Source organism: Streptococcus mitis, assembly GCF_001074635.1.
Taxonomy (GTDB): domain Bacteria; phylum Bacillota; class Bacilli; order Lactobacillales; family Streptococcaceae; genus Streptococcus; species Streptococcus mitis_E.
Window position 1 is genome coordinate 37,350 of the sequence record NZ_JUQO01000220.1, and the last position, 10,544, is coordinate 47,893.

The following is a 10,544-nucleotide window of genomic DNA, read 5'->3' on the forward strand; positions in this document are numbered from 1 at the left end:
CCCTACTTTTTTGCTATAATGGAATTATGAACAACTTGATTAAATCAAAACTAGAGCTCTTGCCTACCAGCCCTGGTTGCTACATTCACAAGGATAAAAACGGCACCATTATCTATGTAGGAAAGGCTAAAAATCTGCGTAACCGCGTGAGGTCTTATTTCCGTGGAAGTCATGATACTAAGACAGAGGCTCTGGTGTCTGAAATTGTGGATTTTGAATTTATCGTTACTGAGTCTAATATTGAGGCACTTCTTCTAGAAATCAACCTGATCAAGGAAAACAAGCCTAAGTACAATATCATGCTCAAGGATGATAAGTCTTATCCATTTATAAAAATCACCAGTGAGCGCTACCCTCGTTTGATTATTACCCGACAGGTCAAGAAGGACGGAGGTCTCTATTTTGGACCTTATCCAGATGTGGGGGCAGCCAATGAAATCAAGCGACTGCTGGATCGGATTTTCCCTTTTAGAAAGTGTACCAATCCGCCGTCTAAGGTCTGTTTTTACTACCATATCGGTCAATGTATGGCCCACACCATCTGTAAGAAAGATGAGGACTATTTCAAGTCTATGGCTCAGGAGGTTTCTGATTTCCTAAAAGGGCAGGATGACAAAATTATCGATGACCTCAAGGGCAAGATGGCAGCGGCAGCTCAGACTATGGAATTTGAACGTGCAGCGGAATACCGTGATCTGATTCAGGCCATTGGAACGCTTCGAACCAAGCAACGGGTTATGGCTAAGGATCTCCAAAATCGGGATGTCTTTGGCTACTATGTGGACAAGGGATGGATGTGTGTTCAGGTTTTCTTTGTTCGTCAGGGCAAGCTTATTGAGCGCGATGTCAATCTCTTTCCATACTACAACGATCCGGATGAGGACTTTCTAACCTATGTGGGACAATTTTATCAAGAAAAATCTCACCTAGTACCCAATGAGGTACTGATTCCGCAAGATATCGATGAAGAAGCAGTCAAGGTCTTGGCGGATACCAAGATTCTCAAACCCCAGCGTGGAGAGAAAAAGCAACTGGTCAATCTGGCTATAAAGAATGCTCGAGTCAGCCTAGAGCAGAAATTCAACCTGCTAGAGAAATCTGTCGAAAAGACACAAGGAGCTATTGAAAATCTAGGTCGTTTGCTCCAAATACCGACCCCAGTCCGCATCGAGTCCTTCGATAATTCTAATATCATGGGAACTAGCCCTGTTTCAGCCATGGTGGTCTTTGTCAACGGCAAACCAAGTAAAAAAGATTATCGTAAGTATAAAATCAAGACTGTCGTCGGACCAGACGACTATGCCAGTATGAGAGAAGTCATTCGCAGGCGCTATGGTCGAGTACAGCGTGACGGTTTGACTCCTCCAGATTTGATTGTCATTGATGGGGGACAAGGTCAGGTCAATATCGCCAAGCAGGTCATCCAAGATGAACTAGGCTTGGATATTCCCATTGCAGGTCTGCAAAAGAATGATAAGCACCAAACCCATGAATTGCTCTTTGGAGATCCGCTTGAGGTGGTGGAGTTATCTCGCAATTCTCAGGAATTTTTCCTTTTGCAACGCATTCAGGATGAGGTGCACCGCTTTGCTATCACTTTCCATCGCCAACTGCGCTCCAAAAATTCCTTTTCATCCCAATTGGATGGAATTGAAGGGCTGGGACCTAAACGCAAGCAAAATCTCATGAAGCATTTCAAATCTCTAACTAAAATCAAGGAAGCCAGTGTGGATGAGATTGTCGAAGTTGGGGTACCAAGAGCAGTCGCAGAAGCTGTGCAAAACAAGTTGAACCCGCATGAAACAGAAACCTTGCCTCAAGTGGCAGAAGAAAGAGTAGATTACCAAACGGAAGGAAACCACAATGAAACATAAAATCGCAATTTTATCAGATATTCATGGAAATGCGACGGCGCTAGAAGCAGTGATTGCAGAATCCTTAGCAAAATCTTGATTAACATGACAATCAAGATTTTGCGAATAGTATATTGTGATAGAATGGAAAGTCAGTTATGATACCTATAGAAAAATCAAATCCGTTTGAAGTTGAAAAAATTTGTTTAGAATTATATAAAAAAATGAATTTTCGAAATTATCCTGAATTTAAAAATGATTTAAATAGTTGGGTAGCCAGCAATGTACCAAAACTAGCAAGAGAAAAAGATGCTTTTCTAAAGATAATGACTGGTGAGTATTCATTTTTAGAGAACATTAAAGAATTCTTGCATAATTTCTTAGATAAAGAACCTAGATTAGCAGAGTATCTAAAAAAATCCTACGAAAAGATTGATTCCGAACTAAGAAAGAAAATAATTGACTCAAAGAATATTTCAGTATGTCCGTATTGTAATCGTAATTATATAAGTTCAACATATAAATTCCTTCAATGTAATAACTGTAATCAAGAGTTATTGGTAATTGATGGGACTGAAAAAGAATGTCTGGGTTGCAAACAAGAAATTAACGGTCAGACTAAAGTAGTAAATACTGCTCAACTCGACCATTTTTTTCCAAAAGACAGCTATCCACTATTTGCTGTTTCATTTTATAATTTAATACCTAGTTGCTATAGTTGCAATCATGTGAAATTAAATAAGGATTTAAAACATAGTCCTTATGATAGCAGTTTTCCATTCGATGATGTAAAGTTTACATACATTCCAAAGTCTACTGATAAGATTGAAATAAAAATTGATTCTTGTAATCCAGACTTTAAAAATGGGATTCGTATTTTGGGAATAGAGGAGCTATATCAAAGCCACATTGATGTAGTCAATGAATTGATTTGGAAAAAAGAAGTATATACAGATAGTTATAGAGAAGGTTTGTCAAAAATCTTAAATCAAACAAATTTTGAATTGAGTCAAGCTGAGTTGAATCGCTTTATAACAGGTCACTACACGGACAAAGAAAATTATGGGAAAAGACCACTCTCGAAGATGGTTGCAGATATTGGTAGAGAAATAGGATTGATAGGATAAAAGTAATGGCATTGATTGCTTTGGTGATTAAAAGATATAATGAACTTTTTAAAGAAGAGGTTTTTAATTTTTCTGACGAATATAAAGTTGATTTTAACTTTGAAACGAATGAACTTAAAATTGATAAAAATCCAGACTATATCGAAAATTTTTATGGACAATTTATTTATAATATTTCACCAATAGTAGGTATAAATGGGACAGGGAAAACAACAGTTTTAAACATAATTAGTGGCTACTCACCGGATAAATTCGAGCAAGATCTTGGAAATCAATATTTTTTTATTTTTGAACTTGGAAAGCACGAAAATAAAGTAAGGTTTAAGGTTTCTCGACAAAATTTATCTATTACTAATTTATCAGAATATGGAGAATCTCCTTTTTACAGAAATCAAGATGGAAGTTTTGAGGATGATTCAGGATATTATGATGGGACTCAAAATATTTTATACGTTAGTTTGTTAAATAGGGGAAGAGGTTTCCTTAGATATCGCACAACATTGAATCAAATGGGATTAACAAGGTTTATACATTCATATTTGTGGTTAAGCGATCGTAAAATTATTAGTTCGGATTTATCTTGTTCGTTAGAGATTGAATCCTATGGTTTGAAATCAATTCCGAGGGAGATAAAAGCTATAGGATTTTTAATATATAAGTCTATATATAATATTTTCTATGACGAAGTTAAATTAATAAAGAAATTTTTATCTGAACCTTTATTATCGAAATGTAAAAAATATTTAGAAGAGGATGTTTCTGATTATGAGGGTATAGGCGGAAATTTACTTGAAGAGATAGTAAAAGAATTAGGCAAAAACGAGAGGAATAAACCAGAGGATGAAACTAGGAGAGTTGCAAAAGAGTATGTTAAATCAATAATTAATATAGTTGATATTTTTAGAAAAATTCGAGAAAATAGTTCTTTAATTGAAGATTATTATAATTCAATTTTGTTAAAATACTCTAATAAAAGATATTTATTTGAGGAACTTAGTGACATACTATTTCAGTATACAAAATCGAAAGAATTAGTAAATGATTGTTATATATCAAATAAAAAATATAATAATGATTATGCGTTAAATGAGACTCCTAATTATCATATGTCAACTGGAGAAGGGAACTTAATTGAAATATTTTCACGAGTTTATTCGTATTTAGTTATGTATGAAAAAAATGCTGAAGATATTATACTGCTAGTTGATGAATTAGAAACAGGCATGCATTTAGAATGGTCCAGGAGATTAATTAACATTCTTATAAAAATTTTTTCTGAAATATTAGAAACTGAGGGACGGGAGAAAAAAATTCAGCTCATCTTCACAACTCATTCCCCTTATATGCTTTCAGATATTAAATCAGGAAATGTGATTATGATTGAAAAAAATCAAGAAACGGGATATTCAGAAGGAAAAAGATTACAAAATACGTTTGCTAAGAATATCCAAGAAATCATGAAGGAGAATTTGATCGATAACATTTATGGTGATTTTGCTTTAGCAAAGATTGATTCTATGATAAGTAGACTGAATGGGAAAGAAGTGCAAAAAGGAAATGAAGAAGAACTATTAAAAGAAATTCATTTAATCAGCGAGCCAATTCTTCGTAATAAATTATTAGAGATGTATGATAAGAAATACAATACCTCAGAATTTAGTATTGAAAAACAATTACTCAAATTGGATCTTACTGATGAACAACGCCAGAAAGTCAGAACAATGATTGAAGAAAATACAAGGGATACATAATTTCTGTAAACAAATAGCTTGAAATACTAATGTAAACGAATATTAGAAAGTAATAATATGAACCATAAAATCGCAATTTTATCAGATATTCATGGCAATGCGACAGCCTTAGAAGCAGTGATTGCAGATGCTAAAAATCAAGGAGTCAGTGAATACTGGCTTCTGGGAGATATTTTTCTTCCTGGCCCAGGCGCAAATGACTTGGTCGCCCTGCTAAAGGCCCTTCCTATCACAGCTAGTGTTCGAGGCAATTGGGATGATTGTGTCCTTGAGGCTTTAGATGGGCAATATGGCTTAGAAGACCCACAGGAAGTCCAGCTCATGCGATTGACCCAGTTTTTGATGGAGAGAATGGATCCTGCAACGATTGTCTGGCTACGAAGCTTACCATTGCTGGAAAAGAAAGAAGTTGAAGGACTGCGTTTTTCTCTCTCACATAATTTACCTGACAAAAACTATGGTGGGGATCTACTGGTTGGGAATGATACAGAAAAATTTGACCAACTGCTAGATGCGGAAACCGACGTGGCAGTCTATGGTCATGTTCACAAGCAGTTACTTCGTTACGGCAGTCAAGGGCAACAAATCATCAATCCAGGGTCGATTGGCATGCCCTATTTTAATTGGGAGGCGTTAAAAAATCACCGTGCCCAGTATGCCGTGATAGAAGTTGAAGATGGGGAATTGGTAAATATCCTATTTCGTAAAGTCGCTTATGATTATGAAGCGGAGTTAGAACTGGCCAAGTCCAAGGGACTTCCCTTTATCGAAATGTATGAAGAGCTACGAAGAGAAGACAACTATCAGGGGCACAATCTGGAACTATTAGCAAGCTTAATAGAAAAGCATGGGTATGTAGAAGATGTGAAAGATTTCTTGGAGATTATAAAGTCAGAATATAAGATGGACTAGTTTCTTTAAGCAGCTGAAAATTAATTGGAACTGGATGAGGGGATTCCTGCTTTAAATGGTTTTCTTCATTCGATTGCTTATCCTTGTTCCAGTTTATTTCTATGAAAAATCCCTGCAAGCTCTTTCAAAATATGGTAAAATGGAAGCAGTAGAATTAGAAAAGGAAATCGATTATGAAATTTCTTGAATTAAATAAAAAACGTCATGCGACCAAGCAGTTCACTGATAAGGCAGTTGATCCCAAAGATGTGCGTACGGCTATCGAAATTGCAACCTTGGCACCAAGCGCCCACAACAGCCAGCCTTGGAAATTTGTAGTGGTGCGTGAGAAAAATGCCGAACTAGCAAAATTGGCTTACGGTTCAAACTTTGAACAGGTATCATCAGCGCCTGTAACTATTGCCTTGTTTACAGACACAGATTTGGCTAAACGTGCTCGTAAGATTGCCCGTGTCGGCGGTGCTAACAATTTCTCAGAAGAACAACTTCAATACTTTATGAAAAATTTGCCTGCCGAGTTTGCGCGTTACAGTGAGCAACAAGTCAGCGACTACCTAGCCCTCAATGCAGGTTTAGTTGCCATGAACTTGGTTCTGGCTCTTACAGACCAAGGAATCGGATCAAATCTGATTCTTGGTTTTGACAAATCAAAAGTCAACGAAGTTTTGGAAATCGAAGACCGCTTCCGCCCAGAACTCTTGATTACAGTGGGATACACAGACGAAAAATTGGAACCAAGTTACCGCTTGCCAGTAGATGAAATCATCGAGAAAAGATAGAAAGAAGAAAGAAATGACAACAATTGATTTTACAGCAGAAGTAGAAAAACGCAAAGAAGACCTCTTGGCTGACTTGTTTAGCCTTTTGGAAATTAACTCAGAACGTGATGATAGCAAGGTTGATGCTGAGCATCCATTTGGGCCTGGTCCAGTAAAAGCCTTGGAAAAATTCCTTGAAATCGCAGACCGCGATGGCTACCCAACTAAAAATGTTGACAACTACGCAGGACATTTTGAATTTGGTGACGGAGAAGAAGTTCTCGGAATCTTTGCCCACATGGACGTGGTGCCTGCTGGTAGTGGTTGGGACACAGATCCATACACACCAACTATCAAAGATGGTCGCCTCTATGCGCGTGGAGCTTCTGATGACAAGGGTCCTACAACAGCTTGTTACTATGGCTTGAAAATCATCAAAGAATTGGGTCTTCCAACTTCTAAGAAAGTTCGCTTCATTGTCGGAACTGATGAAGAATCAGGCTGGGCAGATATGGACTACTACTTTGAGCACGTAGGACTTGCCAAGCCAGACTTTGGTTTCTCTCCAGATGCTGAATTCCCTATCATCAATGGTGAAAAAGGAAATATCACGGAATACCTTCACTTTGCAGGTGAAAATGCAGGTGCAGCTCGTCTTCACAGCTTCACAGGTGGTTTGCGTGAAAACATGGTACCGGAATCAGCAACAGCAGTCGTTTCAGGTGATTTGGCTGACTTGCAAGCTAAACTAGACGCCTTTGTTGCAGAACACAAGCTCAGAGGAGAAATTCAAGAAGAAGCTGGCCAATACAAGGTGACCATCATTGGTAAATCAGCCCACGGTGCTATGCCTGCTTCAGGTGTTAATGGTGCGACTTACCTAGCCCTCTTCCTTAGCCAGTTTGATTTTGCTGGTCCAGCCAAAGACTACCTTGACATCGCTGGTAAAATTCTCTTGAACGACCATGAGGGTGAAAATCTCAAGATTGCTCATGTGGATGCAAAGATGGGTGCCCTTTCTATGAATGCCGGTGTCTTCCGCTTTGACGAAACAAGCGCTGATAATACCATTGCCCTCAACATCCGCTATCCAAAAGGAACAAGTCCAGAACAAATCAAGTCAACCCTTGAAAACTTGCCAGTTGCTTCTGTTAGCCTTTCTGAGCACGGTCATACCCCTCACTATGTGCCAATGGAAGATCCACTTGTGCAAACCTTGTTGAATGTTTATGAAAAACAAACTGGTCTTAAAGGTCACGAGCAAGTCATCGGTGGTGGAACCTTTGGTCGCTTGCTCGAACGCGGAGTTGCCTACGGTGCCATGTTCCCAGATTCTATTGATACTATGCACCAAGCCAATGAATTTATCGCCTTGGATGATCTCTTCCGCGCAGCAGCAATCTATGCCGAAGCTATCTATGAATTGATCAAATAAAACGATAGAAGTCTGAGATCTTATGCTTGGACTTCTTTTTGGAGGGAAAACAGATGTCTCAAATCGAAAGAATTAAGCAGGCTATTATGGTGGATCCGCAGAATGCCAGCTATACAGAACGCGGCATTGAACCTCTCTTTGCGGCGCCAAAGACTGCTCGCATCAATATCATCGGTCAGGCACCGGGACTTAAAACTCAAGAAGCAGGCCTTTACTGGAAGGACAAGAGTGGTGACCGCTTGCGGGAGTGGCTAGGTGTGGATGAAGACACCTTTTACAACTCAGGTTATTTCGCAGTTCTGCCCATGGATTTCTACTTTCCAGGGCATGGCAAGTCGGGCGATCTTCCACCTCGTACCGGTTTTGCAGAAAAATGGCATCCGCAGCTCTTGAAAGAATTACCAGATATCCAGTTGACCCTCTTGATTGGGCAATATTCCCAAGCCTACTATTTACAGGAGAAAATCAGCGGCAAGGTGACAGAACGGGTAAAACATTACCAGAACTACTTGCCAACCTATTTTCCGCTAGTTCACCCCTCACCGCGAAATCAAATCTGGATGGCCAAAAATCCTTGGTTTGAGGCAGAAGTAGTGCCAGATTTGAAAAAAAGAATTAAAACCATTTTATAGTCAATGAAAATCAAAGAGCAAACTAGGAAGCTAGCCACAGGCTGCTCAAAGTACAGCTTTGAGGTTGTGGATGGAACTGACGAAGTCAGCTCAAAACACAGTTTTGAGGTTGTGGATAGAACTGACGAAGTCAGTAACCATACCTACGGTAAGGCGCCGCTGACGTGGTTTGAAGAGATTTTCGAAGAGTATTAGGAGAAAAAGAATGAAAGAAATTACCTTTGACGCATTTTACCAGCTTTACCAAAACGACCAGCTTTCTCTAGTGGACGTGAGAGAAGTGGATGAGTTTGAAACTCTTCATTTAGAAGGCGCCCACAATCTACCGCTTAGTCAATTAGCTGATGGCTATGATCAGTTGGACAAGGACAAGTTGCATTATGTCATTTGTAAAGCTGGAATGAGATCAGCGCGTGCTTGTCAATTTTTAGCTGAACAAGGCTATGAGGTTATCAATGTTCAAGGTGGTATGACTGCCTTTGAAGAACTCTAAACATAAGAATTTTCTCCTACTTGGCGTGATCTCGGTAGGGGATTTTGTTTTTAGATAATTCTCATTTTTAAGAATCTTGAAAACATTCAATATTTAATTCGTGATGCTTTTTTCAGACTCCTAATCGTGGTATACTAGGTCAGTATTTTATAAATATGAAGGAGATTTTCATGGCTAAAAAAGGTGCCTTAACAGGTTTACTCCTGTTTGGAATATTTTTTGGTGCGGGGAACTTGATTTTTCCGCCTTCTCTGGGTGCTCTATCTGGAGAACATTTTCTTCCTGCCATCGCAGGTTTTGTCTTTTCAGGCGTCGGTATCGCCGTCTTGACTCTTATTATTGGAACGCTAAATCCTAAAGGATATATCTACGAGATTTCAACAAAGATAGCGCCTTGGTTTGCGACTCTTTACCTCTCAGTTCTTTACTTGTCAATCGGTCCATTCTTTGCTATCCCACGTACAGCTACAACAGCTTATGAAGTAGGGATTAGCCCTCTTTTGTCAGATGCAAATAAAGGTCTTGGTTTGATTGTCTTTACAGTTCTGTATTTTGCAGCAGCCTATTTGATTTCGCTTAATCCATCAAAAATCTTAGACCGTATCGGCCGTATTTTAACACCAGTCTTTGCGATTTTGATTGTTATCTTGGTTGTTCTGGGAGCTTTCAAATACGGTGGAACAAGTCCTCAAGCTGCTTCAGCTGCTTATCAAGCTTCTGCCTTTGGTACAGGTTTCCTAGAAGGATATAATACCTTGGATGCTCTTGCCTCAGTTGCCTTCAGTGTAATCGCAGTTCAAACCTTGAAACAACTTGGATTTTCAAGTAAGAAAGAATACATTTCAACTATTTGGGTGGTTGGTATCGTTGTTGCCCTTGCCTTCAGCGCTCTTTACATCGGTTTAGGTTTCCTTGGAAATCATTTCCCAGTACCAGCTGAAGCGATGAAGGGTGGAACACCAGGTGTTTACATCTTGTCACAAGCTACTCAAGAAATCTTTGGCTCAACAGCTCAACTCTTCCTTGCAGCTATGGTTACCGTAACCTGCTTCACAACAACTGTTGGTTTGATTGTGTCAACAGCTGAGTTCTTTAATGAACGCTTCCCACAAATCAGCTACAAGGTTTATGCGACAGCCTTTACTTTGATTGGATTTGCCATTGCCAATTTAGGTCTTGATGCGATTATCAAGTACTCAATTCCAGTACTGGTTATCTTGTACCCAATCACCATTGCCATCGTTATGATTGTCATTGTCAACAAATTTGTGGCTCTTTCAAAACCAGGTATGCAGTTGACAATTGCTGTTGTTACAGCTATTGCCATTGCAAGCGTACTAGGAAGCTCATTTAAAGTTGAGTTTCTTGCGAATCTTGTCAACGCTCTTCCTTTTGCCAAGGCATCACTCCCATGGTTAGTACCAGCCGTTGTCGGAATCTTGCTCTCATTGGTTCTACCAAACAAGCAAGAAAGTGATGTTTTTGAAATGGAATAATCACTAATACTCTTCGAAAATCAAATTCAAACCGCGTCAACGTCGCCTTGTCGTACTCAAGTACAGCCTGCGGCTAGTTTCCTAGTT

9 protein-coding genes and 1 pseudogene are annotated in these 10,544 nt (G+C 39.1%); all 10 read left to right on the forward strand.

The features are described 5' to 3' along the window. Positions 1-26: 26 nt before the first annotated feature. The 10 genes and pseudogenes from uvrC (at position 27) to brnQ (ending at position 10,457) form a co-directional block, all read left to right on the forward strand. Positions 27-1,874, forward strand: a complete 1,848-nt coding sequence (uvrC, locus tag ADI58_RS09440) for an excinuclease ABC subunit UvrC (RefSeq protein ID WP_049522408.1) — start codon at positions 27-29, stop codon at positions 1,872-1,874. Further along, positions 1,864-1,938: pseudogene (locus tag ADI58_RS11710) on the forward strand (metallophosphoesterase family protein); the annotation flags it as partial. The gene uvrC and the pseudogene ADI58_RS11710, both read left to right, overlap by 11 nt. Before the next feature lie 73 nt (positions 1,939-2,011). Beyond that, on the forward strand, positions 2,012-2,980 hold the full coding sequence (locus tag ADI58_RS09445) for a hypothetical protein (RefSeq protein ID WP_049522409.1): 969 nt from the start codon (positions 2,012-2,014) through the stop codon (positions 2,978-2,980). Positions 2,981-2,985: 5 nt separating this feature from the next. Beyond that, positions 2,986-4,731, forward strand: a complete 1,746-nt coding sequence (locus ADI58_RS09450) for an AAA family ATPase (protein ID WP_049522410.1) — start codon at positions 2,986-2,988, stop codon at positions 4,729-4,731. Positions 4,732-4,788: 57 nt separating this feature from the next. Next, positions 4,789-5,643 (forward strand): metallophosphoesterase family protein, encoded by an 855-nt coding sequence (locus ADI58_RS09455; protein ID WP_049522411.1) that lies wholly within the window; start codon positions 4,789-4,791, stop codon positions 5,641-5,643. A 173-nt stretch (positions 5,644-5,816) separates the two neighbouring features. Beyond that, positions 5,817-6,422, forward strand: coding sequence for a nitroreductase family protein (locus tag ADI58_RS09460; RefSeq protein WP_049522412.1), 606 nt, complete (start codon positions 5,817-5,819; stop codon positions 6,420-6,422). 13 nt (positions 6,423-6,435) lie between these two features. Beyond that, entirely contained in the window at positions 6,436-7,836 is a 1,401-nt protein-coding gene (pepV, locus tag ADI58_RS09465) for a dipeptidase PepV (protein ID WP_049522413.1), read from the forward strand. Positions 7,837-7,889: 53 nt separating this feature from the next. Then, positions 7,890-8,468: a uracil-DNA glycosylase family protein gene (locus tag ADI58_RS09470; protein ID WP_000078161.1), complete on the forward strand. Its 579-nt coding sequence runs from the start codon at positions 7,890-7,892 to the stop codon at positions 8,466-8,468. A 205-nt stretch (positions 8,469-8,673) separates the two neighbouring features. Further along, positions 8,674-8,961, forward strand: a complete 288-nt coding sequence (locus ADI58_RS09480) for a rhodanese-like domain-containing protein (RefSeq protein ID WP_049522414.1) — start codon at positions 8,674-8,676, stop codon at positions 8,959-8,961. 170 nt (positions 8,962-9,131) lie between these two features. Continuing rightward, positions 9,132-10,457, forward strand: a complete 1,326-nt coding sequence (brnQ, locus tag ADI58_RS09485; RefSeq protein ID WP_033685412.1) for a branched-chain amino acid transport system II carrier protein — start codon at positions 9,132-9,134, stop codon at positions 10,455-10,457. The last annotated feature ends 87 nt before the right edge of the window (positions 10,458-10,544 follow it).